The sequence below is a fragment of the Pseudomonas sp. LBUM1668 genome (assembly GCF_059695715.1).
The window spans coordinates 5445180-5472119 of sequence record NZ_CP166787.1 but is presented as its reverse complement, the minus strand read 5'-3'; the positions used below and the strand labels follow the sequence as shown (position 1 = coordinate 5472119).

23 protein-coding genes are annotated in these 26940 nt (G+C 59.8%); 7 read left to right on the top strand and 16 right to left on the bottom strand.

Annotation, left to right across the window (positions count from 1 at the left end; all coding sequences use genetic code 11):
* Positions 1-152: 152 nt before the first annotated feature.
* Positions 153-710 carry a DUF2780 domain-containing protein gene (locus ACA061_RS24695; RefSeq protein ID WP_150601882.1) on the top strand — a complete coding sequence of 186 codons (558 nt, stop codon included), beginning with the start codon at positions 153-155 and terminating at the stop codon, positions 708-710.
* Between the two features lies 1 nt (position 711).
* Here ACA061_RS24695 and yihG read toward each other — a convergent pair whose 3' ends face one another.
* Positions 712-1599: a 1-acylglycerol-3-phosphate O-acyltransferase, YihG family gene (yihG, locus tag ACA061_RS24690; RefSeq protein WP_150601881.1), complete on the bottom strand. Its 888-nt coding sequence runs from the start codon at positions 1597-1599 to the stop codon at positions 712-714.
* A 307-nt stretch (positions 1600-1906) separates the two neighbouring features.
* On the opposite strand from yihG, the gene rloA2 reads away from it, so the two are divergent.
* The 3 genes from rloA2 (at position 1907) to creC (ending at position 4580) form a co-directional block, all read left to right on the top strand.
* Entirely contained in the window at positions 1907-2413 is a 507-nt protein-coding gene (gene rloA2 / locus ACA061_RS24685; protein WP_150593669.1) for a retropepsin-like aspartic peptidase RloA2, read from the top strand.
* Positions 2414-2481: 68 nt separating this feature from the next.
* A complete protein-coding gene (gene creB, locus ACA061_RS24680) occupies positions 2482-3162 on the top strand; it encodes a two-component system response regulator CreB (protein ID WP_210700506.1) in 681 nt (226 codons plus the stop codon).
* Positions 3162-4580, top strand: coding sequence for a two-component system sensor histidine kinase CreC (gene creC, locus ACA061_RS24675; protein ID WP_210553512.1), 1419 nt, complete (start codon positions 3162-3164; stop codon positions 4578-4580). Before creB ends, creC begins: the two co-directional genes overlap by 1 nt.
* Positions 4581-4601: 21 nt before the next feature.
* On the opposite strand, the gene ACA061_RS24670 is transcribed toward creC, so the two are convergent.
* Positions 4602-5606: an acyltransferase family protein gene (locus tag ACA061_RS24670; RefSeq protein ID WP_497300197.1), complete on the bottom strand. Its 1005-nt coding sequence runs from the start codon at positions 5604-5606 to the stop codon at positions 4602-4604.
* A gap of 169 nt (positions 5607-5775) precedes the next feature.
* Here ACA061_RS24670 and creD point away from each other — a divergent pair, with 169 nt between their 5' ends.
* Entirely contained in the window at positions 5776-7146 is a 1371-nt protein-coding gene (gene creD, locus ACA061_RS24665) for a cell envelope integrity protein CreD (RefSeq protein WP_497300196.1), read from the top strand.
* A gap of 289 nt (positions 7147-7435) precedes the next feature.
* Here the strand turns inward: creD and ACA061_RS24660 are convergent, their stop codons facing one another.
* The 8 genes from ACA061_RS24660 to ACA061_RS24625 all read right to left on the bottom strand — a co-directional run bounded on the left by ACA061_RS24660 (position 7436) and on the right by ACA061_RS24625 (position 16592).
* The gene (locus tag ACA061_RS24660; RefSeq protein WP_497300195.1) at positions 7436-8065 is read right to left on the bottom strand and encodes a glutathione S-transferase; all 630 of its coding nucleotides are present in this window, start codon (positions 8063-8065) and stop codon (positions 7436-7438) included.
* Positions 8066-8209: 144 nt separating this feature from the next.
* Positions 8210-8389 carry a hypothetical protein gene (locus tag ACA061_RS24655; RefSeq protein WP_150617771.1) on the bottom strand — a complete coding sequence of 60 codons (180 nt, stop codon included), beginning with the start codon at positions 8387-8389 and terminating at the stop codon, positions 8210-8212.
* Complete coding sequence (locus tag ACA061_RS24650; RefSeq protein WP_497300194.1) at positions 8386-9516, bottom strand: PepSY-associated TM helix domain-containing protein; 1131 nt, start codon at positions 9514-9516, stop codon at positions 8386-8388. Before ACA061_RS24650 ends, ACA061_RS24655 begins: the two co-directional genes overlap by 4 nt.
* 74 nt (positions 9517-9590) lie before the next feature.
* Positions 9591-12026, bottom strand: coding sequence for a TonB-dependent siderophore receptor (locus tag ACA061_RS24645; RefSeq protein ID WP_497300193.1), 2436 nt, complete (start codon positions 12024-12026; stop codon positions 9591-9593).
* A gap of 230 nt (positions 12027-12256) precedes the next feature.
* Positions 12257-13231, bottom strand: a complete 975-nt coding sequence (locus ACA061_RS24640; protein WP_497300192.1) for a FecR domain-containing protein — start codon at positions 13229-13231, stop codon at positions 12257-12259.
* Positions 13228-13704, bottom strand: a complete 477-nt coding sequence (locus ACA061_RS24635) for an RNA polymerase sigma factor (protein ID WP_215729662.1) — start codon at positions 13702-13704, stop codon at positions 13228-13230. Before ACA061_RS24635 ends, ACA061_RS24640 begins: the two co-directional genes overlap by 4 nt.
* A 243-nt stretch (positions 13705-13947) precedes the next feature.
* Positions 13948-14655 carry a 3'-5' exonuclease gene (locus ACA061_RS24630; RefSeq protein WP_150617768.1) on the bottom strand — a complete coding sequence of 236 codons (708 nt, stop codon included), beginning with the start codon at positions 14653-14655 and terminating at the stop codon, positions 13948-13950.
* Entirely contained in the window at positions 14652-16592 is a 1941-nt protein-coding gene (locus ACA061_RS24625) for a putative nucleotidyltransferase substrate binding domain-containing protein (protein WP_497300191.1), read from the bottom strand. Before ACA061_RS24625 ends, ACA061_RS24630 begins: the two co-directional genes overlap by 4 nt.
* 253 nt (positions 16593-16845) lie before the next feature.
* Here ACA061_RS24625 and ACA061_RS24620 point away from each other — a divergent pair, with 253 nt between their 5' ends.
* Positions 16846-17292: a response regulator gene (locus ACA061_RS24620; protein WP_150593683.1), complete on the top strand. Its 447-nt coding sequence runs from the start codon at positions 16846-16848 to the stop codon at positions 17290-17292.
* Between the two features lie 199 nt (positions 17293-17491).
* On the opposite strand, the gene ACA061_RS24615 is transcribed toward ACA061_RS24620, so the two are convergent.
* Positions 17492-19669, bottom strand: coding sequence for a malate synthase G (locus tag ACA061_RS24615; protein WP_497300190.1), 2178 nt, complete (start codon positions 19667-19669; stop codon positions 17492-17494).
* A 621-nt stretch (positions 19670-20290) separates the two neighbouring features.
* Between ACA061_RS24615 and ACA061_RS24610 the strand changes: the two genes are divergently transcribed.
* Positions 20291-20809 (top strand): glycine cleavage system transcriptional repressor, encoded by a 519-nt coding sequence (locus ACA061_RS24610; protein ID WP_497300188.1) that lies wholly within the window; start codon positions 20291-20293, stop codon positions 20807-20809.
* A 222-nt stretch (positions 20810-21031) separates the two neighbouring features.
* Here the strand turns inward: ACA061_RS24610 and rarD are convergent, their stop codons facing one another.
* From rarD to ACA061_RS24585, 5 genes are all read right to left on the bottom strand, one after another.
* A complete protein-coding gene (gene rarD, locus ACA061_RS24605) occupies positions 21032-21919 on the bottom strand; it encodes an EamA family transporter RarD (protein WP_497300187.1) in 888 nt (295 codons plus the stop codon).
* A gap of 168 nt (positions 21920-22087) precedes the next feature.
* Positions 22088-23062: a serine/threonine protein kinase gene (locus ACA061_RS24600; RefSeq protein ID WP_042561424.1), complete on the bottom strand. Its 975-nt coding sequence runs from the start codon at positions 23060-23062 to the stop codon at positions 22088-22090.
* Between the two features lie 166 nt (positions 23063-23228).
* Positions 23229-25130, bottom strand: coding sequence for a PhoX family protein (locus tag ACA061_RS24595; RefSeq protein ID WP_497300185.1), 1902 nt, complete (start codon positions 25128-25130; stop codon positions 23229-23231).
* A gap of 70 nt (positions 25131-25200) precedes the next feature.
* Complete coding sequence (locus ACA061_RS24590) at positions 25201-25965, bottom strand: TOBE domain-containing protein (protein WP_497300184.1); 765 nt, start codon at positions 25963-25965, stop codon at positions 25201-25203.
* Positions 25966-26184: 219 nt separating this feature from the next.
* On the bottom strand, positions 26185-26919 hold the full coding sequence (locus ACA061_RS24585) for a phosphoribosyltransferase family protein (RefSeq protein ID WP_497300183.1): 735 nt from the start codon (positions 26917-26919) through the stop codon (positions 26185-26187).
* Between the last annotated feature and the right edge of the window lie 21 nt (positions 26920-26940).

Here is a 26940-nt window from a genome sequence, read left to right as displayed (position 1 = left end):
ACGCAACCTTCGCTCACGGGATTTCACAGTTTCTCCACACAGGCTCTGCGACAGTGACGCTTGCGGTTCCGGAACATGGCGGCGCATACCCGGTCAAACCGGCAGTTTGATCGTTGAATGAACGGTCTTTACGTCACAAGAGGATGTCTGAAATGAAAATTGCACGCGGTTTTGCCTTGGCATCGCTCCTGACCTTGGCCGCCGGCCCGGTGTTTGCCGGTTTCAGCTTGAACGACGTTGCCGGGGCGGTTTCGGGCATGCAGGGCGGTGACAAGGCTGCCGCTGCCGCGCCAACCTCGGAAACCGCCGGATTGCTAAGTGCCCTGAGTGCGCTGGACGTCACGCCGCAGCAAGCCGTCGGCGGCACCAGTGCGATGCTGGGGCTGGCGAAAAACCAGCTGAGCAGCACTGACTACTCGCAGCTGGCCAAGGAAGTGCCGGGCATCGACAAGCTTTCGGGTGGCAGCGGCAATCTGGCGGCACTGAGCGGTTTGCTCGGTTCGTCGGGCAAATCCGCCGGTCTGGAAAACGCGCTGGGCAACGTCAAGGACACCAATGACCTGAACAATGCGTTCAGCGCGCTGGGCATGGACAGCGGCATGATCGGCCAGTTTGCCCCGGTGATCCTGCAATACCTCGGTCAGCAGGGCGTCGGCGGTTCGCTGTTGAGCAGCCTGGGCAGCATCTGGGGCACCGGCACCGGTAGCTGAATCAGCACCGCTCGCCGCGTAACTCGGTGATGCGTTGGTCCTTGAGTATCCAGAGCTGGTTGACCCAGTTCTGGACCTTCTCGCGAAACACCGGATCGTTGGCGTAATCGCCCTGCCACAGCGCGGGGTCGAGTTCGCGGGTCTGGATGTCGACGATCACTCGCGGCACGCCGCCGCTGATCAAGTCCCAGAATCCCGGAATTTTCTGCTGTGGATAAACCACGGTGACGTCGAGAATCGCGTCCAGCTGTTCACCCATCGCCGCCAGCACGAACGCCACGCCGCCGGCCTTGGGTTTGAGCAATTGGTTGAACGGTGATTGCTGCTGGCTGCTTTTGGCCGCCGTGTAGCGCGTGCCTTCCAGATAATTCACCACCGTCACCGGCTGGCGCTTGAACAGCTCACAGGCGGCTTTGGTGATTTCCAGATCCTTGCCCGCCAGCTGCGGATTTTTCGCCAGAAATGCCTTGGTGTAGCGCTTCATGAACGGGTAATCCAGTGCCCACCAGGCCAAACCCAGGAACGGCACCCAGATCAGCTCCTTTTTAAGGAAGAACTTGAAGAACGGCGTGCGTCGGTTGAGGGTCTGGATCAGTGCCGGAATGTCGACCCACGACTGATGGTTGCTCACCACCAGATACGAGGTGTCCCGGCGCAGGTTTTCGCCACCGCGAATGTCCCACTGAGTCGGGATGCACAGGCGGAAAATCAGCTTGTCGATTTCCGCCCAGGTCTCGGCGATCCACATCACCGCCGCCGACGCATGATCGCGCCAGCGGCCGGGCGCAATCAGTTTGATCAGCGCAAACACCAGCAACGGCCCGATCAGGATCAGGGTGTTGAGCAACAGCAGCAGGGTGACGAAACAGCCGGTGAGCAGGCGGCGCATAAACGACTCTTTGAAGACGGATGTGCCCGCCATGATAAGCAGCTTCGGGCGACAGGCCAAATCCGTGCTGACGAATGTTTCACCTTTGCACGGCTATGCTGGGGCCAATTATTGTGTTGGCAGTGCTGGCCTCATCGCTGGCAAGCCAGCTCCCACAGGTTTCTCTGGTGTGTACAAAATTGACATTCACTGAAGATCCCTGTGGGAGCTGGCTTGCCAGCGATGCGATTTCAGGGGCGAACGAATTGCCCGAAGGCTGTCTAAAATCCCACGTTCACCGCCCTTATTTCCCAAGGAAGCCCCCTACGTGAAATCCCTCCTTGCACTGTTTGCCCTTGTCGCCCTGCCGGTCATGGCCGCTGAGCCGACTCTCTACGGGCGCTATGAATACATTGCGCTGCCGGAAATCGGTGGTGAAGTGCTTAAGGCCAAGATGGACACTGGCGCGCTGACTGCCTCGCTGTCGGCCAAGGACATCGAGACCTTCACCCGCGATGGCGACGACTGGGTACGTTTCCGCCTCGCCACCAAAGACGCCAGCAACAAGGTTTATGAACACAAGGTCGCGCGCATCAGCAAGATCAAAAGCCGTTCCGACGAGGACGACGAGGAGCGCGAAACCACTGAAGCGGCCAAGCGCCCGGTGGTGGATCTGGAGCTGTGCCTGGGTAACGTCAAACGTACCGTCGAGGTCAACCTGACCGACCGCAGCCACTTCAACTATCCGCTGCTGATCGGGGCCAAAGCCCTGCGTGAGTTTGACGCGGCTGTAAACCCGGCCCGTCGTTACACCGCCGACAAGCCGGACTGCTAAGTGGTCTCATTGACGTAACGTCAGGCTTGGGGCACCGTTCGCGCACATAACCCACGGGCTCGGATGCCATGCCTCATATCCTGATTGTCGAAGACGAAGCGGCGATTGCCGACACGCTGATTTTTGCCTTGCAGGGCGAGGGGTTCACCACCACGTGGGTGAGCCTCGGCGAGGCGGCGCTTGCGCATCAACGGCAGACACCGGCCGACCTGATCATCCTCGACATCGGCCTGCCGGACATCAGCGGTTTCGAAACCTGCAGACAGCTGCGGCGCTTCAGTGAAGTGCCGGTGCTGTTCCTCAGTGCTCGCGATGCCGAGATTGATCGTGTGGTGGGGCTGGAAATCGGCGCCGACGACTACGTGGTCAAGCCGTTCAGCCCACGGGAAGTCGCGGCGCGGGTGAGGGCAATCCTCAAGCGTATGGCGCCGCGTCCTGTCATTGAGGCCACTTCGACACTGTTTCGCATTGATCCCGAGCGCGTCCAGATCAGCTATCGCGGCCAGGCATTGAGCCTGACCCGCCATGAATTCCGCCTGCTGCAATGCCTGCTCGAACAACCGGAGCGAGTGTTCAGTCGCGAACAATTACTCGATGCGCTGGGAGTGGCCGCCGATGCCGGGTACGAGCGCAGCATCGACAGCCATATCAAAAGCGTGCGCGCCAAACTGCGCCTGGTCCGCGCTGAAGCCGAGCCAATCCAGACCCATCGTGGCCTCGGCTACAGCTACAGCCCGGGGCATAGCTGATGTCGTTGGGCCTGCGAATTTTTCTGGTGTATGTGCTGTTTGTCGGCCTGACCGGTTATTTCGTGCTCAACACCGTGATGGAAGAAATCCGCCCCGGCGTGCGTCAGTCCACCGAAGAAACGTTGGTCGATACCGCCAACCTGATGGCGGAGATCCTGCGAGACGACTTCAAGGCCGGCACCCTCAGTGAGAATCGCTGGCCGCAATTGCTCCGCGCTTACGGCGAACGCCAGCCGCAAGCGACGATCTGGGGCTTGCCGAAGAATCAGGTCAACCACCGCATCTACGTCACCGACGCCAATGGCATCGTCGTGCTGGACTCCAGTGGCGTGGCGGTGGGGCAGGACTATTCGCGCTGGAACGACGTCTACCTGACCCTGCGTGGTGAATACGGCGCCCGTTCCAGCCGCAGCGATGCGGATGACCCGAGTTCTTCGGTGATGCACGTCGGCGCGCCGATTCGTGATAACGGGCAGATCATCGGTGTGGTGACGGTGGCCAAGCCCAACAGCTCATTGCAACCCTATGTTGATCGCACCGAGCGACGCCTGCTGTTTTACGGCGCCGGGTTGATCGGCCTCGGTCTGTTGTTTGGCGCGTTGCTGTCGTGGTGGCTGAGTCGCGCACTGCATCGTTTGACCGGTTACGCCCAGGCCGTCAGTGAAGGGCGGCGGGTGGAAGTGCCGCACTATCGCGGCGGCGAGCTGGAGCAACTGGCTACAGCGGTCGAGCAGATGCGCACACAACTGGAAGGCAAAGCCTACGTCGAACGTTACGTGCACACACTTACCCATGAACTGAAAAGTCCGCTGGCGGCGATTCGTGGCGCGGCGGAGTTGTTGCAGGGTGAGATGGCTCCGGTGCAGCGCTTGCGTTTTATCGGCAACATCGACAGCGAAAGTGCACGGATGCAGCAGTTGATCGAGCGCTTGCTGAATCTGGCGCAAGTGGAACAGCGACAGGGTCTGGAGGAACGCGTGGCCGTGCCGCTGGCAGTGTTGGTCGATGAGTTGTTGCACGCTCAGGCTGCGCGAATTGAAGGCAAACAGCTGCGCGTTGAACAAGCGGTTGCGGTGGATTTGATGGTGATCGGCGAGCCATTTCTGCTGCGTCAGGCGTTGGGCAATCTGCTGGAGAATGCGCTCGATTTCACCCCGCGTCAGGGCTTGCTGCGCTTTAGTGCCGAGCGGTTGGAGGAACAGATCGAAGTCCGCTTGTTCAATGAAACCTCACCGATTCCTGATTACGCATTACCGCGTTTGACCGAACGCTTCTACTCACTGCCGCGCCCGGACAGTGGGCGCAAGAGCACCGGGCTTGGGCTCAATTTCGTTGAAGAAGTGGTCAAGTTGCACGGTGGCCAACTCGCGATCTGCAATGTGCCGGGCGGTGTGCAAGTGACAGTGCGCCTGCCTTAGAGGCAGTGCGCAGTGCTCAGGTCATGCTGGTGTCTGTGCCGCGCGCTGACGATTCTTGCGATGGATAAATTGCAGCGCCGGTTGCTCGACCAGACGCCAGGACACGATTGCCAGCGCAATCACGATCAGCGTGGACACCAGCATCGACGAACCAAAACCAAGCGAGGTCTTGTTGATCACCAGTTGCTGTACCGGGAATGCGTAAAGATAAATGCCGTAGGAAATATCGAAGCGCCCGCGAATACTTTGGTCGACGTACAGCAGGCCGATACTCACGGTGGCGATACAAAAGCCAAGCGTCGCCAGCACACCGGCCAACGCCGTACCGATGCTGACCAATATCAAGCCAATGCCAGCGACCAAGGTGAGCGCCAGAATGCGCGCGTCGCTCAAGTGTTGTTTATAGAAAGCCATCACGGCCCCGGCAAAGAACGCGATGCCGGCCGTGCTGTACACCGCCAATTTCTGCGCCAGCGCGCCCGTCACGTAATTGCCCAAGACGTAGGTGGCCATAACAAACATCACCAGCAGGATCCACGGCAGCAGAGATCGTCGATAGAGTCCAAGCGCGACCGCCAGCAGCAGATAAAAACCGAACTCGATTTTCAGTGTCCACAAACTCCCATTAAAGGAGTCGGCGAAAATAAAGCCGTCGGTGATTTCTCTGATGTCGGCCCTGCCAAAAACCGAAATACGCAGGAAGTCGATCAAGGCACTCGAACCGCTGACATAACCTTCGGCGAACAGACTGCCACCGATATAAGTCATGACGAACGCGCATAAGATCAACGCAGGAAAGATGCGCGCGACGCGTTTGCTCAGGTAATCGCCGAAGCTGCGCGCATTGATGTAGCTCTGGGTAATCAACAGGCCGGATATCGCAAAAAACACGGTGACGGCGATGCCGCCCAGCGAGTTGTAACCGGCAATGCCAGGCTCTTCGCGACCCGATAGCACAAAGTGGTGACTGACCAGCACCATCAGCGCGGCGATGTGCCTGATCAAATCGAATGAGTTGTTGTGCAACGTGATAGCCCTTTATCCGTAAAGTGTTCCGGGTTAGCCGGGTTGCAATAAGCCACGCCTACCGGAAAAAGGTTTCTACACGTATTTCCATGCAAATCCCACACAACCTCCATAACAAAACCATGAAGCACTCCCAGACTCGCTCCCATTCCAACCAGGGAGCGTCCTCATGAACCGAAGTCTGACCATAAAACTCGGGGCCATTGGCCTGTTGATTCTGCTGTTGCTGGTGCCGTTGCTGATGATCGACGGCGTCATCGATGATCGCCAGCAACTGCGTGACGGCGTGCTTGAAGACATCGCTCGCAGCTCCAGTTACAGCCAGCAATTGAGCGGGCCGGTGATGGTGGTGCCGTATCGTAAAGTGGTGCACAACTGGAAGATCAACGACAAAACCAATCAGCGTTATGACGAGCCGGGCGAAGAGCGCGGGCGTTTGTACTTCTTGCCGGAACGCTTCGAACTCGATGGTCAGGTGCAAACCGAACTGCGCGCCCGGGGCATTTACGAGGCGCGGCTGTTTCACGCCGATAACCGCATCAACGGGCATTTCTCCCTGCCGGCGCAATTGGGCATCAAGGAAGACTTCGTCGACTATCAGTTCGATGCACCGTTTCTCGCGGTCGGCATCAGCGACATTCGCGGCATCGAAAACGCCTTGAAACTGGAACTCGACGGCCAGCGCCTGGACTTCGTTCCCGGCACGCAAGTCGGCTGGCTCGGCGAAGGCGTACGGGTGACGTTGCCACTGCTCGACACCAGCAAAACCACGGAACTGGCATTCGGCTTCGACCTGCGTCTGCAAGGCACCGGCTCGCTGCAAGTGCTGCCGGTGGGCAAGAGCAGCAGCGTGAGCCTCACCGCCAACTGGCCGCATCCAAGTTTTATCGGCAACTTCCTGCCGGCCAAACGCGAAATCAATGATGCCGGTTTCAGCGCGGATTGGCAGACCACATTCTTCTCCACCAACTTGCAGGACGCCATGAGCCGCTGTGTGAGCAGCAATGATTGCGAGGCCTTCAATGGCCGCCGCTTTGGCGTGAGTTTCATCGATCCGGTGGATCAGTATTTGAAGAGCGACCGTGCGATCAAGTATGCGTTGCTGTTCATCGTGCTGACGTTCGCTGGTTTCTTCCTGTTCGAAGTGCTCAAGAGCCTGGCGGTGCACCCGGTGCAGTACGCGTTGGTGGGGGTCGCGCTGGCGTTCTTTTATCTGTTGTTGCTGTCGCTGTCGGAACACATCGGTTTTGGTCCGGCGTATCTGCTATCGGCCAGCGGTTGTGTGTTGTTGATCGGGTTCTATGTTTGCCATGTGCTGCACAGCGTGCGTCATGGCTTGAGTTTTTCGGCGGGATTGGCGGCGTTGTATGGCTTGCTCTATGGCTTGCTGAGCGCCGAGGATTACGCGCTGCTGATGGGCTCGCTGCTGCTGTTTGGCTTGCTGGGTGTGTTCATGGTGCTGACGCGCAAACTGGATTGGTACGGGATCGGGCAGAAACCGGCCAAGCCGCTGGAGTTTGATATTGGAGCGGTGCAATGAGTGGATTGCGAGAGGATCAGCGGGAGGCTGAGTTATTGGTGACGCTGATCTTTGCTTCACTGCCGCCGCAACCTAGGTGGTGCCATCGCTGGCAAGCCAGCTCCCACAGGTCCTGTGCAGAAGCAGATTTCTCTGTCACATCCGGATCCCACAGGTTCTGTGCCGTACCGGATATCTCTGCCATACCTGTATCCCACAGGTTCTGTGCTGATACAGATTTCTCTGCCACACCCAGATCAAATGAGGGAGCTGGCTTGCCAGCGATGAGGCCGGGACAGGCGCAGCAGACTTAAGGCTTGGGCATGGTCGCGATCATGGACGGTCGCTGACTGACTTCAAAGAACCAGTTGGCCAGTTGCGGGTTTCCCTCGCGCCAGCCCAGGTCCGGGAAGCGTAAATCGAGGTAACCCAAGGCACAGGCGACGCTGATCGCAGCAACATCGAAATGGCTGGTCAGCTCGGCAATCGCGTCTTTTTCCAGCAGGGCCAGCGCGCGACGGATCTTGTCGCGTTGCGCGTCGAGCCACTCGTCCCAGTGTTTTTCCGGCGCGCGCAGCACCAGTTCATATCGCACCATTACTGATGCATCCATGATCCCGTCGGCCATCGAGGCCAGGGTCAGGCGCCGCCAGCGGGCCGAGCCTTCGCGGGGGATCAGCGGGTTGCCGACGTGCTGGTGATCGAGGTATTCGAGGATGACGCGGCTGTCATGGATGACGGTGCCGTCGGCCAGGCGCAGGGCCGGAATCTTGCCCAACGGGTTGTCGGCATTGAGCTCGGCACTCGGGCTGACCGGGCTGAGGACGCAGTCTTGCAACGCAACGCGATCCTGCTGACCGGTCTCGTGCAGCAACACCATCACTTTGCGTACGAACGGGGAGAGCGTGTTGTGGAACAGGGTCATGCTGGGGGCGGACATTGGCAAACCTCGGTGGTCGTCGAAGATCAGAAGGTTAGCTGTAGGAGCTGCGGAACGCTGCGATCTTTTGATCCTGATCCTGATCCTGATCCTGCATTCAAGATCAAAATCAAAAGATCGCAGCGTGCCGCAGCTCCTACAGGGTCATCTTTTCGGCAGGAAGCCGCGTATTGCCAGGAAGGCCGGCACGCCGAGTCCGATCCAGCTCAACGCATCCCAGATGCCATCCCCCAACAATGCCGCAAACAACCCAGCCGCACTGAGCAACGCAATCACCAGCGGCGTGCTGAATACCTTCCAGAAATTCGACTGACGCGGCTTCATGCAGACGCCTCCGTCGTTTCCAGCACAGGCTTGGCCGCCCTGCGCCGAACCACCCACAGATACACGCCACTGCCGAGCACGATGATCGTCAGCACATCGAGCGTCGCCCAGAGGATTTTCATCGGCATGCCGCCGTAGTCGCCAAAGTGCAGCGGCTGCGACATGCCCATGGCGTCCATGTACCACGGGCGTTCGGCCACGGCGGTGACTTTCAACGTCGTGGCGTCAATCAGTACCGGCGTCAGCAGGTGCGAGGTCAAATGCGTGCCGCCCTTCATGAACACCGAGTAATGGTGCTCGCTGGAAAAACGCGTGCCGGGGAAGGCAATGAAATCCGGCTTCATGCCGGGGGCGACTTCGCCGGCAATGTCGAGCAATCGGGTGGCGGGGGCCAGGTGCGTCAGCGGCGGTACATCGCGATAGGGTGCGATCAGCGTGGTCAGCGCATCGTTGCGCCAAGCGGCGATGAGCAGGTCGGCGCAGGCGCTGATCACGCCGGTCACGCCCACGACCAGCGCCCACGTGAGGGTGACGACGCCGATCAGGTTATGCAGATCGAGCCAGCGCAGGCGCGTGGATTTGTCCTGGCGTACGGTGCCGAATTTCAACCGGCGCATGAACGGCAGGTACAACACCGTCCCCGAAACAATCGCGACGACAAACAGCAAACCCATGAACGCCAGCAGCAGTTTGCCCGGCAGCCCGGCGAACATGTCGACGTGCAGGCGCAGGATGAACAGCATCAAACCGCCGTTGGCCGAAGGAGTTTCCAGCGCTTCGCCGGTGCGCGCGTCGAGCATGAAGGTGTGCGAGGAGTTCGGTTCGGTGTCGGCGGTTTTCGCCATGATCGCGAATGCGGCATTCGGCTCTTCGTCGTCGTAGCCGAAGTACTGCATGACCTCACCCGGACGATGTTTCTGCGCGGCGTCGACCAGTTGTTGCAGGTTGAGCTGCGGCGTGTCGGCCGGCATCTCGCGCAACTCGGGGGCGTTACCCAGCAGATGGTCGATTTCGTGGCTGAAAATCAGCGGCAAACCGGTCAGGGCCAGCATCAGCAAAAACACGGTGCAGATCAGGCTGGTCCAGGTGTGGATGAACGACCAGCGGCGAATTGTTTTACTTTTCATTTCATGACCTTCAAAAACACCAAAGCCGTCCGCGAGGGACGGCCAGGTTACAGGGCCTGTTTCAGCTCAGTCGCTTACCACTTGTAAGTGGCGCTGGCGACGACACTGCGCGTGTCGCCGTAGTAGCAGTAGAAGCTGTCACAGGTGGAAATGTATTCCTTGTCGAACAGGTTGGTCGCGTTGAGTGCCAGCGACGCACCTTTGAGGCTGTTGTCCAGACGGCCGAGGTCATAATGCACGCTCGCGTCGAACACGGTATAGGCGTCCGCCTTGCCCAGCCAGGTGTTGGCTTTGTCACCGTAGGTGTTGCCGGTATAACGCACGCCGGCGCCCACGCCGAAACCGTCAAGCACGCCGGTGTGCCAGGTGTAGTCGGTCCACAACGAGGCTTGTTGATTCGGCATCAGTTGCAGGCGATTGCCTTTGTCGGCGCCATTCTGCACTTCAGACTTGGCCAAGGTGTAGGCGGCGATGACTTTCAGGTTCTCGGTGACGTCGGAGACCGCTTCCAGCTCCAGGCCTTTGACTTTCACTTCGCCGGTCTGGCTGGTGATCGAAACGCCGTCGACGAAGGTGCTGACCGAGACGTTCTTTTGGGTGAGGTCATACACGGCAGCGCTCAGCAGGGTCTTGCTGCCCGGCGGCTGGTACTTGATGCCCAGTTCCCATTGCTTGCCTTCGGTGGGTTTGAGCGAACCGGTGGAGGTGGCGTCGGCGCCGGTGGTCGGCTGGAAGGATTCGGCGTACGACAGGTACGGCACGAAACCCGAATCGAATACATAGCTGAGCGCCGCGTTGCCGCTGAACGCCTTGTCGCGCTGGGTGTTGGTGGCATCGCCTCTGTTGATGAACTGAGTGCTGGTGTGCACCCAGTCTTCACGCCCGCCCAGTGTCAGGCGCCACTGGTCGAGGGCCATTTGGTCCTGCACGTACAGGCCGGTCTGGTAGGTCTTCTGGTTGTAGTCGTAGAACGCCGTGGAGCGCGCCGGACGCACGATTGGCTGGTCGTAGATCGGGTTGATTACGTTGGTACCCGGAGTGGTATCCGAAAAGCCGAAAATCGAGGTGTAGTTGGTGTTGCTGCGCTGATGATCCAGACCCAGCAGCAGGGTGTGGCGGATGTCACCGGTAGCGAAGTCAGCCTGGAAGTTGTTGTCCACAGCGAACTGGCTGATGTCTTCATCGACGCTCGTGGACGAGCGACCGACGTTGCCCTGGTCGTCGACTTCAGTGAATGGATACGAGCCAACCGTCAGTGCCTGGAACGACAGATCCGACTTGGTGTAACGCAGGTTCTGCTTGAACTGCCAGACATCGTTCAGGCGATGTTCGAACGCGTAACCCAGCGCGTAGTAGGTGCGGTCGTAGTATTCCCAGTCCGGATCACCGAGATTCTTGTGATGGGAAATATCACCGAATGGCGATTTGATCTTGGTGCCCTGAATCGGCAGGAACTGGCTGGTGATGCCGGTATCGTCGCGGGTGAACTGGCTCAGCAGGGTGAGCTTGGTGTCGTCGTCGATGTTCCAGGTCAGGCTCGGCGCAATGTTGTAGCGCTTGTTGTCGACGTGGTCGACCTGCGTGCCGCTGTCACGTACTACGCCGCTGATGCCGTAGAGGAACTGGCCAGCTTCATCGATCTTGCCGGTGCTGGCGAAGTTGATTTGACGGTGGTTGTCGCTGCCGTACTGCAACTGGATTTCACTGCTGGCGACATCGCTTGGGCGACGGCTGACCATGTCCAGCAAGCCGCCCGGCGGGGTCTGGCCGTAGACGGACGAGGCCGGGCCGCGCAGCAGGGCGAGGCGGTCGAGGTTCCAGGTTTCCTGTTTCGGGTTGGCGTAGACGCCTTTTGGCAGCGGCAGGCCATCGAGGAACTGGGTAGGTTCGAAGCCGCGCACGCGCAGCCAGTCGGCCCGGGTGTCGCTGCCATAGCTGCTGGCGGTGATGCCCGGCATGTAGCGCACGGCGTCATCGAGGCTGTGCACGCCACGGTCTTCCATTTGCTGACGGGTCGCGACCGAGATCGAACGTGGCGCTTCGACCAGTGCGGTGTCGGTTTTGCTGCCGGCGGCGGTGCGGGTAGCGGTGTAGCCCTCGACCGGGCTCCAGGCCGTTTCCAGATTCTCTACACCGATGACCGATGTTTCCGGCAGCGCCATTACGCCTTCCGGCACAGCCACCAAGGTGTAAGTGCCGGTGCTGCTTTGTTCCAGTTGCAGACCGGTACCCCGCAGGGCCGCACGCAAAGCGCCGGCGGCGTCGTAATTGCCGCTCACGGGCGCCGAAGTCTTGCCCGCCGCCAGCGCCGGGTTCAGCGACAGCGCGAGGCCGCCCTGGCTGGCGATCTGGTTCAGGGTGGTCGACAGCGGCGCGGGCGGCAGGTTGTAGGCGCGAACGCTGGACGCTTGTTCAGCGGCGATCAGTTGGCTGCTGACCAGCGGGGAGCTGAGGGCAATGGCAACCGCCAGCAAACTGGGGCGCAACAAGGTGTCTAGCGAACGGGACATACGGCGGCTCCTGAATGAAAATATTTCTCAATTGCCTGTGTGCCGGATGAAAATCAAAAAGTGATAGGGCTGGATGAAAATAATTTCGATTTACTGGAAGTGGAGACTGTGCGGGCCTCATCGCTGGCAAGCCAGCTCCCACAGGTTTCAGTGCTGTTCACAAAACCCATGCTCAGCACAGACCCTGTGGGAGCTGGCTTGCCAGCGATGGCGGCCGCTCAGGCACCGCATCAATCAGGCTTGGGATCAGCCTTCGCCACGGTGACCCAATACGGCGTGTGCTGCTCGATCTGCACCGGCAGGGTCGGCAGCAGCGCGCTCAAGGCTCTATCGGTGTCATGCAACGGGAAGCTGCCGGTAATCCGCAAATCGGCCACTTCCGGTGCCACGCCCAAATGCCCGCGGCGATAGCGACCCAGTTCATGCACCAGATCGCCCAGTCGCGCGTTGTCGACCACCAGCATCCCGCGTGTCCAGGCATCGGCGCCGGGGTTGAGGGCGACAATCGAGCCAAGCCCGTCACTGCGCAGCAGCACTTGCTGGCCCTCGCGCAGGATCTGTTCTGCAGGGTTCGATTGCGTATGTGCCGCCACCGCCGATTGCAGCACGCTCAGGCGCGTGCCTTGTTCCTCGCGCTTGACCAGGAACCGCGTGCCGAGCGCGCGCATGCTGCCTTCGCGAGTCTCGACAATAAAGGGGCGCGTGTCGCCGTGAGCGGTTTCGATGAGGATTTCGCCTTCCTGCAAAACAATCAGGCGCTGCTTCTCATCGAAACGCACGTCCACGGCGCTGTGGGTATTGAGGTTGAGTAACGTGCCGTCGGCCAACCGCACAGTGCGCTGTTCGCCGGTGGCGGTACGCTGGTCGGCGAGCCAGTAATCGAGCGGCAGATAGCGTTCACCGGCAAACAGGGCCAGGCCCACCACCGCAACAACGCTGGCCAGACCACTGCCTAATTTGCGCACGCGGCGGCGAATGCTTTCGCGCGATTGCAGCAGCGCACTGCGGGCCGGCCCTTTGGCGACACTGAAACGCTGATCGAGCATGCCCAACTGGCGCCATGCGCGAGCATGTTCTTCATGGGCTGCATGCCACTTGGCAAATTCTTCGCGCTCTAGCGGACTGCTGGAATCAAGGGTCAGTTGCCAGGCTATCGCCGCGTCCAGCACATGCGCCGGTACGGGTCTGGAACTGGCCGGACTCATGTTGGCTCACCGTACAGCGCGATGTAGCACTGACGAATGCCTTGAGCGAGATACTGGCGCACGCGCGGCACCGACACGCCGAGCTTCTGGGCGATCTCGGCATGGCCGAGGCCATCGAGGCGGTTATAAAGGAAAGCGGCGCGGGCCTTGGTCGACAGTTTGCCGAGCAGGCGGTCGATGGCCTTGAGGTCTTCGAGGATCAGTTGCTGTTCTTCCACCGACGGTTGTTCGCCTTCGGGGATCAGCATCAGTTCGGTGAGGTAAGCCTGTTCCAGCGCGGCGCGGCGGAAGTAATCGAACAGCAGCCCTTTAGCGATCGCCACCAGAAAGGCCCGGGGCTCGCGCGGTGTCAGTAGCTCATCGCGGCCGAGCAGGCGCACGAAAGTGTCCTGGCTCAGGTCTTCGGCACGCTGCGGACACGCCACATTGCGCCGCAGCCACGCCAGCAGCCAACCGCGATGGTCGCGATACATCGCACCGACGAGCTCACTGTGAGGGCTTGGGACTGACGACACCGGACATCACCGATTGGGAAATATTAACTAACGCGAATTGTTCGCGATTCTGGCAGAGGTGGGAATGGTTAGCAATTGGCCACTGGTCGGGTGCTGCCCTGTGTAGGAGGTGCCGAAGGCTGCGATCTTTTGATTTTGCTGTTTATAAGATCAAAAGATTGCAGCCTTCGGCAGCTCCTACAGGGAGTGTGTTGTTTAAAGTCAGAAAGAGGGCGCCTGTTGCCTGCGCTTCCACTGGCTCAAGCGCTGCTGCAAATTCAGCGGACTATGAATCTGCTGCCCCCGCGCCCGGCTGAACAGTATCAACGCCAACTCCGCCGTCGCCAGCGCATCGGCACTCGCGTTATGCCGCTCGAACACCTCAAGCTTGAACCAGTCGATCCACTCATCCAGCCCGGCTTCGCGAATGTTCGCCTGTGGGCACACCAACGGCGCAATGTCGGCGACATCCAGAAACACATGCTGCAATTTGTGCCCCAGATGTTCTTTCAGCGCCCGTCCGAGCATGTGCTGATCGAACGGGGCATGAAACGCCAACACCGGACTGTCACCGACAAACTCCATGAATTCCACCAGCGTCTCGGCCGGGTCGCTGCCGGCGGCGATCGCGTTCGGCCCCAGGCCATGGATCAACACACTGGCGCCGAGCTTCACCTGGGGGCATTGCAGCGTGCGCTCGAACTGCTGGCTAAAGTCGATCGCGCCGTCCTCGATCACCACAGCGCCAATCGACAACAGCCGATCCTTGTTCAGGTTCAGCCCGCTGGTTTCCAGGTCGAGCACCACCCAGCGCTGTTCGCGCAGGCTGCAATCGCCCAGCTGATTGATCGCCGGCAGCCTCGCCAGACGCTGTTGCAGATCAGCCGGCAGCACCGGGCTGGCCGGACGCAGCCACGAAAACAGACTCATAGCTGATACCGCAACGTCAGGCTGCTTTGCAGACGTTGGGCTTGACGCAGAGATTCACGCAGGATGCGCCGGTCCAGATGATTGAGGCTGTCGGGATCGACCCGGTTGGAATACGGCAGGTTCTCGCGGCTCTGGATCTGATGCTGCTGCATGCGCGTTTGCTGAATGAAGTGATAAGCCTCTTCATATGCCGCGCCGTCGAGTCGCTCGATGACTTGCTTCTCCACCAACTGACGGAAGCGTTCCAACGTATTGTTGGCATCGATGCCGTTGGCCAGCGCGAGCAATCGCGCACCATCCACGAACGGCGTCAGGCCCTGGACTTTCAGATCGAGGGTGGCTTTCTCGCCGTTCTTGCGCGCCAGCACAAACTCACGGAAGCGCCCCACTGGCGGGCGATTGCGCAGGGCGTTGTCGGCCATCATGCGCTGGAACAAACGGTTGTCGCCGACCTGATCGAGAATCCCCCGGCGCAATTGTGCGCAGCCCTGTTCATCGCCCCACACCACGCGCAGATCGAAATAGATGCTCGACCCCAGCAGGTTCTCCGGCGTCGCCTCGCGGATAAACGACGCAAAACGCCGCGCCCATTCTGCGCGGGACAGGCACAGCTCGGGGTTGCCGGCCATGATGTTGCCCTTGCACAGCGTGAAGCCGCACAGCGCCAGACTCTGGTTGATCTGCTGGGCAATCGGCAGCAGCTTGCCGCGAATCTCCGCTGCATGCGCCGCATCTCGCGCGTCAAAGAGAATGCCGTTGTCCTGATCGGTGTGCAGCGTTTGCTCGCGCCGGCCCTCGCTGCCGAAACACAACCAACTGAACGGCACCCCCGGGTCACCTTTTTCGGCGAGGGTCAGTTCGATCACCCGGCACACGGTGTGATCGTTGAGCAGGGTGATGATGTGCGTGATCTGCGTCGAGGACGCACCGTGAGCCAGCATGCGCTCGACCAATTGACCGATCTCGCCGCGCAGGGTCACCAGTTGTTCGACGCGCTGGGCGCTGCGGATGGTCCGGGCCAGATGCACCAGGTCGACCCGTTGCAGGGAAAACAGATCGCGCTCGGACACCACGCCGCACAGGCGCTGATCCTTGACCAGGCAGACGTGGGCAATGTGCCGTTCGGTCATGGCAATGGCCGCATCGAAGGCGCTGTGATCCGGCGACAGATAGAACGGCGCGCGGGTCATGTGGCGCTCGATGGCTTCGCTGAAATCGCCGACACCTTCGGCCACCACGTGGCGCAGATCGCGCAGGGTGAAAATGCCCAGCGGCGCCTTGTGCTCATCCACCGCGACGATGCTGCCAACCTGTTGTTCGTGCATCAGCTTCACCGCTTCACGCAGTGGCGTGTCGGGGCTGCACGTCACCGGATGGCGCATCGCCAACTCGCCGAGACGGGTGTTCAGCGAATATTGGGTGCCGAGATTTTCCACGGCTTTCTGCTGGACTTGCTGATTGACTTGATCGAGCAGGCTGCTGACCCCGCGCAAGGCGAAGTCGCGGAAAGCGCTGGAGAGGGCGAACAGTTTGATGAACGCCTGTTTGTTCAGTTGCAGGCAGAAAGTATCTTCACCGGCCAGATGCTCGGTGCGTGTTGCTCGCTCACCCAGCAACGCGGCCAGGGGAAAGCATTCGCCGGTGGTGATTTCGAATGTGGTTTCAGTGCCGCCCTTGGCCGTGTGCGGACGTTCGCCGACCACGCGGCCCTGTTTGACGATATGGAAGTATTCCACCGGGCCGTCGGCAGGCTTGATGATGCTCTCGCCCTGGCCATAAAACCTTAGCTGGCACTGCTCCACCAGGTAGGCGAGGTGGGCGTGTTCCATCTGATTGAAGGGCGGGAAGCGCTGGAGGAATTGCAGAGTGCCCTGAATGTTCTGCAACACCGCGGTTTTCCCTGCCTGGGTGAAGGCGTCCGCTTTACTCATAACCATTACCGCAGTCTTTTTCGAATTGTTGTTGTCGGATCGTTGCAGCCATGGTCGACCCCTGCGACCGGGGTGCCCATTGGACGTAAGTCTAGGTTGGCGATGCTGTTGGGCATATTTGGGAAGTGACCTACACATTCAGTCGGAAATTCGTCCGCCCGGCTATTGGAAATAAATCCGACGAAGTGCACATTGAAGCTCTGCCTGGCGATGTCTGACGACTGAGCGAGGTGATTGATTGGGAAATGTAGAGAACGCCATGTCCGACCACGATATTTTGAGCGACGCCGAGCGTGAAGCGCTCAGCGCTGTAATGCTCGAACCCGACCTGCCGCCGCAGCGTGTACTGATCGTCGATGACGACAAGGACGCCCGCGAGCTGCTCGCGGAGATACTGGCGTTGGACGGCATTCGCTGCATGACCGCCGCCAGTGGCGAAACCGCACTGAAGATGCTCGATGAGAAACCTTCGATCGGGCTCGTCATCACTGATCTGCGCATGGGCAACGTCGGTGGGCTTGATCTGGTTCGACAGGTGCGCGAATCGGTGCGGGCGGCGATGCCGATCATCATTGTGTCGGGCGATGCCGATGTGAAAGATGCGATCGCGGCAATGCACTTGAGTGTGGTGGACTTTCTGCTCAAGCCGATTGATACCGCCAAGTTGCTGGGGTTGGTCAAGCATGAATTGGGGATTGAGCCTTAGCGCCACCCGAACATTCCAACGCGGAGCGTGTGAAGATCAAGATCAAAAGATCGCAGCCTTCGGCAGTTCCTGCATGGGATCACCTGTAGGAGCTGCCGAAGGCTCGGGCCGCGATCGGACGATCTTTTGATTCTGCTTTCACAAAAAAAAGCCCTGATCCAAAGATCAGGGCTTTTTCATATCCAGCGTCTACGCAGAATTACAGGCCGTTGGCAGCCTTGAACTCACGACGACGACGGTGCAGAACCGGCTCGGTGTAACCGTTCGGCTGCTTGGTGCCTTCGATCACCAGTTCGACCGCCGCCTGGAAGGCGATGTTGCTGTCGAAGTTGGGTGCCAGCGGACGGTACAGCGAGTCGTTGGCGTTTTGACGATCGACCACCGGCGCCATGCGCTTGAGGCTTTCCATCACTTGCGCTTCGGTGACGATCCCGTGGCGCAGCCAGTTGGCGATGTGCTGGCTGGAGATACGCAGCGTCGCGCGGTCTTCCATCAGGCCAACGTCATTGATATCCGGCACTTTCGAGCAACCCACGCCTTGGTCGATCCAGCGCACCACGTAGCCGAGAATGCCCTGGGAGTTGTTGTCCAGTTCGTTCTTGATCTGCTCTGGTGTCCAGTTCGGATTGACCGCCAGCGGAATGGTGAGGATGTCGTCCACCGAAGCGCGAGCACGTTTGGCCAATTCGGCCTGACGGGCGAACACGTCGACCTTGTGGTAGTGCAGCGCGTGCAGCGCAGCGGCGGTCGGCGATGGCACCCAGGCGGTGTTGGCACCGGCCAGTGGGTGAGCGATTTTCTGTTCGAGCATCGCCGCCATCAGGTCGGGCATCGCCCACATGCCTTTACCGATTTGCGCACGGCCTTGCAGACCAGTGCTCAGACCGATATCGACGTTCCAGTTCTCGTAGGCACCGATCCATTTCTCGGCCTTCATGTCGGCCTTGCGCACCATCGGGCCGGCTTCCATGGAGGTGTGGATTTCGTCGCCGGTGCGGTCGAGGAAACCGGTGTTGATGAACACCACACGCTCGCCGGCCGCCTGGATGCAGGCCTTGAGGTTGACCGTGGTGCGGCGCTCCTCGTCCATGATCCCGACTTTCAGGGTGTTGGGTTTCAGGCCGAGCACGACTTCGATACGGCCGAACAGTTCGTTGGTGAACGCTGCTTCTTCCGGGCCGTGCATCTTCGGTTTAACGATGTAGACGGAACCGGTGCGGGTGTTCTTGCGCGAAGTGTTGCCGTTGAGGTTGTGCATCGCCGCCAGGCAAGTCACCAGACCGTCGAGGATGCCTTCCGGCACTTCGTTGCCGTCTTTGTCGAGGATCGCGTCGATGGTCATCAGGTGGCCGACGTTGCGCACGAACAACAGCGAGCGGCCATGCAGGGTCACTTCGCCGCCATCGACCGTGGTGTAGCTGCGGTCCGGGTTCATGGTGCGAGTGAAGGTCTGGCCGCCCTTGGCGACTTCTTCCGACAGATCGCCCTTCATCAGGCCGAGCCAGTTGCGGTAGATGACCACTTTGTCGTCGGCATCGACGGCCGCCACGGAGTCTTCGCAGTCCATGATGGTGGTCAGCGCGGCTTCCATCAGCACGTCTTTGACGCCTGCCGCGTCGGTCTGGCCGACGGGGGTGCTGGCATCGATCTGGATTTCGAAATGCAGACCGTTGTTTTTCAGCAGGATCGCGATTGGCGCGTTGGCGTCGCCCTGGAAGCCGATCAGCTGTGCATCGTTACGCAGACCGCTGTTGCTGCCGCCCTTGAGGGTGACCACCAGTTTGCCGTCAGCGATTTTGTAGCCGGTCGAATCGACATGGGAGCCGGCAGCCAGTGGCGCGGCTTCGTCGAGGAAAGCACGGGCGAAGGCGATGACTTTGTCGCCACGCACCTTGTTGTAGCCTTTGCCTTTTTCGGCGCCACCGTCCTCGCTGATCGCGTCGGTGCCGTAGAGGGCGTCGTACAGCGAACCCCAGCGAGCGTTCGAGGCGTTGAGGGCAAAGCGCGCATTCATCACCGGCACAACAAGTTGCGGGCCAGCGGTACGGGCGATTTCGTCATCGACGTTTTGCGTCGTTGCCTGGAAATCAGCCGCTTCTGGCAGCAGATAACCGATTTCTTGCAGGAAGGCTTTATAGGCCACGGCGTCGTGCGCTTGACCGGCACGTTGCTGATGCCAGGCATCAATACGCGCCTGGAAGTCATCGCGTTTGGCGAGTAGGGCTTTGTTCTTCGGTGCCAGGTCGTGAATGACCTTGTCGGCACCTTCCCAGAATTTGTCGGCGGTGAGGCCGGTACCGGGAATGGCTTCGTTGTTCACGAAGTCGAACAGGACTTTGGCGACCTGCAGGCCACCGACTTGAACGTGTTCAGTCATTGCTTGCCTCACTCTGCTCAGCTATTTCGCTTTTCAGCTCTTCAATTTACCAATGAAGCCTCTGGCCATTTAAACCACAAACCTGCCGACCAGTACATGCCATTGCTGGCGGCTGGGCTGGGACCAATCAACGGCTTGGGGCCTTGCTGACGGGGCTTTCAGGATTGCGAACATGCCTTGGGCAGACATCGATCCAGCGTTATGTAGTGCGCGCTGCGGCATACTACATGATGAGTTGCGCTTGTGAAAATCAGACTAATTACGTCGTTCTGCGACCCCATGACGCATTGCGGTCACGGCGCGGAACAGGATGTTCTCAAAAAACCATTGGATTGTTCCAGTTAAATATCGAAAGTTGTACACATAAATGCTGTGGGGCTGCTAAGGGGCAGTCTGGGTGTACCCGCTTTTGTGGTGAGGGGATTCATCCCCGCGGCTGCGCAGCTGTCGTGAAACCTGCCTGCACGGTGTATCTGCCAGAAAGCGGGGGCGGCTTCGCCACCCATCGGGGATAAATCCCCTCGCCACAGGTATGCGCTCACTTGGAGCATTGCTGCTCAATTCCGGGGCTTGCCTATACTTGCCCTTCCATAACAAAAGTCATGACAAGAGGGCTGCGCCATGGACCATCTCGTACTCACTGTTTTCGCCCCGGACAAACCCGGGCAGGTCGAGCGCATCGCCCAATGCATCGCCGAACATGGCGGTAACTGGCTGGAAAGTCGTCTGTCGCGAATGGCCGGGCAGTTCGCCGGGATTCTGCGGGTGGGTGTGCCGGCAGAGGCTTACGACGAATTAGTCGATTCCCTACAAGCACTGTCGACTCATGGCATTCGCGTATTGATCGCCGAAAGCGGGATCGAGCAGTCCTGCACCTGGAAACCGATTGCGATGGAACTGGTGGGCAATGACCGCCCGGGGATTGTGCGCGACATCACTCGCCTGCTGAGCGAGCAGGGGGTCAATCTTGAACGGTTGGTGACCGAAGTGCGTCCGGCACCGATGAGCAGCGAGCCGCTGTTTCACGCCGAAGCGATTCTGGCGGTGCCGTTGACGTTGTCGCTGGATGTCCTGCAATCGCGCCTGGAAACCCTGGCGGACGATTTGATGGTGGATCTGGTGTTACGCACAGAGGTTTAACGCTAATCGGGTTATCCAGTTTAAACGTGCACCTGCCTGTGGATAACCTGTAGAGACTGCCCTGAAGGCCACGTCCTGCGTGGCCTTGCCGGAGTTGATCAAAAAACCGCCAGCATTCAACGACTTGCGCACAAACGGCGGGGATCACGCTGTGGATAACCTTGGGAAGGAACGCTGCAGGCCACGAAAAACGTGGCTTGCAGGTGTTTGTGCGTTTTTTGATCAGCTGCGACGGCGCAAACTTATCCACGCGTCGACGCTGTAAATAGCGAGACCGGCCCAAATAAACGCAAAAGCGATCAACGTGCTCGACGACATGTGTTCACCGAACAACAGCACCGCTTGCAACAACACCAGCGTTGGCGCGATGTATTGCAGGAAGCCGATCGTGGTGTAGGGCAAATGCCGGGTTGCTGCGTTGAAACACACCAGCGGCACCAATGTCACCGGGCCTGCTGCGACCAGCCACCACGCTTGCGAAGTCGTCCAGAATTCCGGTTGAGCACTGGTCGCGGTTTGGTTGAACAGCAACCAGGCGATGGCAATCGGTACCAGCATCCAGGTTTCCACCACCAGCCCCGGCAATGCCTTGACCGGTGCCTGCTTGCGGATCAAACCGTAGAACCCGAACGTCAGCGCCAACACCAGCGACACCCACGGCAGACTGCCGACTTGCCACACCTGCTGCGCCACGCCAATCGCCGCGAGCCCCACGGCGATCCATTGCAGGCGCCGCAGTCGTTCGCCAAGAATCACCATCCCCAGCAGCACGTTGATCAGCGGATTGATGTAGTAACCGAGGCTCGCTTCGAGCATGCGCCCGTTGTTTACCGACCACACATAGGTCAGCCAGTTGGCCGCGATCAGCGTGCCGCTCAGCGCAAGAATCGCCAGGCGTTTCGGGTTGTCGAGCAATTCGCGTAACCAGCCTGGATGCTTCCAGACCATCAGCAGCAGCGCGCCAAACAGCGCCGACCACAACACCCGATGGATGATGATCTCGACCGCTGGTACTTCAGCGATGGCTTTGAAATAGATCGGGAACAGGCCCCAGATGATGTAGGCACTCAGGCCCAGGATGTACCCGCGGCGCGGGTTGGCAGCTTGCATGCAGAATCCTTGCTTAGGCAGCTAACAAAGGAAGGGATTGTAAGGAGGTTGTATAGATGTGTCGTGTCAGAAAACGAAAAGATCGCAGCCTCCGGCAGCCCCTACATTGGAATGCGTTCCCTGTAGGAGCTGCCGAAGGCTGCGATCTTTTGATCTTTGCTTCTCGAATCAGAAGAGTTTCAGCGGCTCTTCATTGAGCGCCGACAACTGCTCACGCAACGCCAACACCTGATCGCCCCAATAACGCTCAGTCCCAAACCACGGAAAGCTGTGCGGGAACGCCGGGTCATCCCAACGCCGCGCCAGCCAGGCGCTGTAATGCATCAGGCGCAACGCGCGCAGCGGTTCGATCAGCGCCAACTCGCGCGGGTCGAAATCGTGAAACTCGTTGTAGCCGTCCATCAATTCAGACAATTGCCCCAGGCATTCCTGCCGATCGCCCGCAAGCATCATCCAGATGTCCTGCACCGCCGGGCCCATGCGGCAGTCGTCGAGGTCGACGATGTGGAACATCTCGTCGCGGCACATCATGTTGCCGGGGTGGCAGTCGCCGTGCATGCGGATGTTCTGATGCGGCGTGTTGGCGTAGACGTCTTCCACACGCTTGAGCAGATCGCGCGCTACCGATTCGTAAGCCGGCAGCAGGCTCTTGGGGATGAAGTTGCCTTCGAGCAGCGTGGTCAACGAGGCATGGCCGAAGTTCTGTACGGCGAGGGCTTCGCGGTGTTCGAACGGCTTGGTCGCGCCGACCGCGTGAATGCGCCCCAGCAACTGACCGAGTCGATACAACTGATCAAGATTGCCTGGCTCCGGCGCACGGCCGCCGCGACGCGGGAACAGGGTGAAGCGAAAGCCTGCGTGCTCGTGCAGGGTTTCGCCGTTGTGGATCATCGGCGCGACCACCGGGATCTCGACGTCGGCCAGTTCGAAGGTGAACTTGTGTTCTTCGAGGATGGCTTCGTTGGTCCAGCGTTGCGGTCGGTAGAACTTGGCGATCAGCGGTTCGGAGTCTTCGATGCCGACCTGATAGACGCGGTTTTCGTAGCTATTGAGCGCCAGAATGCGCGCATCGCTCAGAAACCCGATGCTTTCTACGGCATCAAGTACGAGGTCGGGTGTGAGGGTTTCAAACGGATGGGCCATGCTGACTCCTGCGCGCAGCAGGCTGCCGCGTCCGGCCCAGCATGGTAGCGCAGATGGCAGGCAGTGGGGGGTTGGTGTCTGGACTGACGCTATCGCGAGCAGGCTCACTCCTACAAAGTCATGTGCAAAACCCTGTAGGAGTGAGCCTGCTCGCGATGAGGGTCTGTCAGGCGCCGACCACCCCGCCATCCTCACGGGTAATCGCCATCACCGAAGACCGTGGCTTGCCATTCGGCAAATGCTCAGGGAAGGTCGACCCGCCGTTCTCACCCGGATGCTGAATCCCGACAAACAAGGTTTTCTGATCCGGCGAGAAGCTGATACCGGTCACTTCACAACCAATCGGCCCGACCATGAAACGACGAATCTCGCCGGTCTTGGGGTCAGCGCAGAGCATCTGGTTGTTACCCATTCCCGCGAAGTCCCCGGCGTTGCTCGAATCGCCATCAGTGAGAATCCACAAGCGACCGGCCTTGTCGAAACCCAAGCCATCGGGGCTATTGAACATGTTCTGCGGGGTGATGTTTTTCGAGCCGGCCTTCGGCGTGCCGGCGTGCACGCCCGGGTTGCCGGCGACTACGAACAGATCCCACGCGAAGGTTTTCGACCCATGATCGTCACGGTCGGTGCGCCAGCGCAGAATCTGCCCGTAGACGTTCTTCTCGCGTGGGTTCGGCCCGCCCACCGGTTGCCCGTCTTCGCCGCGTTTGGCGTTGTTGGTCAGGGTGCAATAAACCTGGCCGTCCTTCGGGCTGACCACGATCCATTCCGGGCGGTCCATGCGCGTGGCGCCGACCACACTGGCGGCGAGGCGCGCGTGGATCAGTACTTCAGCCTGATCGGCAAAGCCGCTGCTGGCATCGATGCCGTTTTTGCCGTGGGTCAGTTCGATCCATTGGCCCTGGCCTTTCGGGTGATCCGGGTTGCTGTCGCCGTTATCGAATTTGGCGACGTACAGGGTGCCGTGATCGAGGATGTCGCGGTTGGCTTTAGCGTTGCGATGGTTGATACGGTCGCGGCTGACGAATTTGTAGATGAACTCGCCACGCTCGTCGTCGCCCATGTACACCACGGCGCGACCGTCGTTGGTCTCGGCCAGTGCGGCGTTTTCATGTTTGAAGCGGCCCAGTGCGGTGCGTTTGACCGGGGTCGATTGCGGATCGAACGGGTCGATCTCGACCACCCAGCCGTGACGGTTGAGTTCGTTGGGGTTCTTCGCCATGTCGAAGCGTGGGTCGTGCGGGTGCCAGTTGATCTCGCGGCTGGCGGCCGAGACGCCGTAGCGCTTTTGTGCCGCATCGAACTGTTGCTGGGCGTTGCTGCTGCCGAAGACGTCGGTGAAGTTCTCTTCGCAAGTCAGGTACGTGCCCCACGGCGTTTTACCGTTGGCGCAGTTCTGGAAGGTGCCGAGGACTTTTTTGCCGTGTTTGTCGGCGGCGGTTTTCATCAGGTCGTGACCGGCCGCCGGGCCGCCGATGCGCAGCGGCGAGTTGCCATGGATGCGGCGGTTGTAACGCGAGCCCTGAACGAATTGCCACTGGCCGTTCTTGCGCTGCACCTCGATCACCGAAACGCCTTCGCAGGCCAGGGCCTTGCGCACGTCTTCGGCCGATTGCGGCATGCCGCCGTGCGGGTAGAGGTAACGGTAGTTGGTGTATTCGTTGTTGATCGCCATCAACGCGCGGTTTCTGTCGTCCGGGAAGGCGAACAGGCTCATGCCGTCGTTGTTGTCGCCGAACTGCACTTCCTGTGCGGCCGCGGTGCCATTGCCGCTTGGGTCGAACGCCGGGCCATTCTTTTGCAGGGGCTGGCCCCAGCTGATCAGCACTGAAGATTTGTAGCCTTTAGGCAGACTGATTACATCAGTGGTAGCTGCCGGAATGCTTTCGAAGCCGAGCAAACGGCTGTTGCCAGCACTGACGCCAGTGGCCAGCGCGCTGCGGCTCAGGAGGCTACCGCCAAGGAACATCGCTGCGCCACACAGTGCACCGGCGCCGATGAAACCGCGACGGCTGAGTCCGACCATTTTTTCCAGATCAGTCGATTGGTTTTCTTCTAATAGGCTCACATCAGGCTTCCTGCTTGGTTTTGGCAGTCACCTTAATGAGCGTCGATGACGCTTTTGTTGCAGGCCGCGATTAAAGTGATGTGCCGAGCAGCACATTCGACGGCGAAAACTGCACGTGCACCGGTTGCCCCACTGCCAGCCCACGGTTGCGCATGTCCTGCGGTTCGGCCAGTGCGCAGAGGGTGTGGCCGTTGGGCAGGGAAATCCGCACTTCGCTGGGGCCGTCGTCGGCGTCGAGAATCGCTTCGATGGTGCCCTTCAGATGATTGTGCCCTGGCGTTGCCGGTTGATCGCTGGCCAGCAATTCGAGCCAGCCGGCCTTGATCAGGGCCACCACTTGCGAGCCGGTTTGCAGCTCCAGATGCACGGTGCTGTCGTGGGTGATTTGCGCGTCGAGGCACAAGCCTTCGGCCAGCTCCAGACGAATCAGGTCATTGCGCCCCTGAGCGTTGATCGCCACGACTTTGCCGTGCAATTGGTTGCGAGCGCTGGTGCGTAGCATCAAGCGACCGAGCAGGTCGAGGTCGCTGGCGTCTTCGGCGGCTTCCAGCACCTGCGCTTGCAAGGCTTGCAGCTTTTGATAGAGGCGCAGCACCCGTTGACCTTCGCTGGACAGTTTGGCACCGCCGCCGCCCTTGCCGCCGACCGCACGTTCGACCAGCGGTTTTTGCGACAGGTTGTTCAGCTCATCGATGGCGTCCCACGCCGCTTTGTAACTCAACCCTGCGCTTTTTGCGGCGCGGGTGATCGAGCCCTGTTCGGCGATGTGTTGCAGCAGGGCAATGCGCTGCGGACGACGGACAATGTGCTGGGAGAGCAGGGAAGGCATGGACATGAATGGGGGGCTTTTTGGCTGTGGCGGTGGAAGGTGAAGTTGGCCGCTTGCGCTGCGAGAGTCAAGCCGTGCGCAGAACCTGTCCGTGGGGCGCGCCCAGCTATTCGTCACTGCGCAATATCGATGTAGGAGCTGCGGCACGCTGCGATCTTTTGATTTTAAAGATCAGGATCAAAAGATCGCAGCGTACCGCAGCTCCTACAGGGGATTGCGCGGACCTCAAGAGCCGGGTTTTGGCGTGCGCGCCAGGCAATACACGTCGACTCTTGCCGCTCCCGCATTCATTAACAATCGTGCAAGGGCCTGGGCCGTGGCGCCGGTGGTCAACACATCATCAACCAACGCCAGATGCCGACCTTTTACGTTGGCATCTGACGTCAGGGCAAAGGCATTACGCAGGTTGCGCTTGCGCGCCTTGGCATCTAGATCCTGCTGGGCACTGGTGTCCTGAATCCTGCGCAAGACGTTTTCCTCGCAGGGTAAATCCAGCTGCCGACTCAACCAGCGGGCTAACATCGCTGCCTGGTTGAATCCGCGTTGACGCAGACGTTTACCGGCCAATGGCACCGGCAACAACGCATCGGGACGCGGCGAGTCCTCCTCGAAGCGATATAGCAGGTATTGGCTGAGAACGTCGGCGAGCAGGTGACCAAACGGCCATTTCGCGTTGTGTTTAAAGCGAGCGATCAAACTGTCCACCGGGAAGTCGTAGCGCCATGGCACGACGACCTGTTCGTATGCTGGAGGCTCTAGCAGGCACTCGCCGCAGGTCAGACCGGCTGTGGGCAGCGGCAATGCGCAGGTCTGGCAGTGCTCGCCCAGCCATGGCATGTCGGCTTCGCAGGCGACGCAGATTGGCATTTCTGCTTCTGCGGGCTCATCGCACAATAAGCAGGTCTGTACGTTTTTTAAACAGATGTAAACCTGTCCTTCGTATCGTGGTTGACAGCGCATGACACTTCCTTAAATATGCCG